Raw genomic sequence first — 505 nt, 5'->3', positions numbered from 1 at the left:
CGTTGGCATAACCGTTCCGTTTCAAATGATGCGGCAAAGGAAAGGAGAAACGGGAGTGGAGGAAAGGGATTTCACGCTCCGGGGCGCGAGTGGCACGGCTTTGGCGTGGAGTGGCTGGTTGGTCATACATCTCATTGTCCGGATAGTCCGTTGGGCATCCGTATGATTGCCGGGTGGAATGGCTGATGTGTCGGTGGCTGGTATGGTTGGACGGTTGTTTGTGCCGTTAGCCGCTTGATAGGTTGTCTTGTTCTGCAACTGCCCGGCTGTCGGTACGGTTGGATGTCGGGCTGGCTGGTCAGTCGGCTGTCCCAACGTTGCAACAGGGTATGGGTTCCTATCGGAATTATCCTCAGGGCAAAGTGGCTGTCCTATGGCATAATGTGGCCGGCCGGGATGTTGTGTGGCAACCGGATCCGCTTCCTACCTTTGCGGCATGAATCCGTTGGCGTGGCCGGAGGCTTTCCGTCAGGTTATCGTCCGCTTTCCCCGAAAGCGCTTTTCC

The 505-nt window shown here is 56.8% G+C and carries 1 protein-coding gene; it reads left to right on the top strand.

Translation table 11 applies throughout. The annotated features are described in order from the left end of the window. Nucleotides 1–186, top strand: a 186-nt coding sequence (locus M3090_RS15600; RefSeq protein WP_249057794.1) for a hypothetical protein, incomplete at its 5' end; no start/stop codon positions are given. Nucleotides 187–505 lie beyond the last annotated feature (319 nt).

The organism is Bacteroides sp. ET71 (assembly GCF_023336905.1).
Lineage (GTDB): Bacteria > Bacteroidota > Bacteroidia > Bacteroidales > Bacteroidaceae > Bacteroides.
Note: the sequence above shows the minus strand (reverse complement) of the source record. Positions and strands in the feature narration are given on the sequence as shown.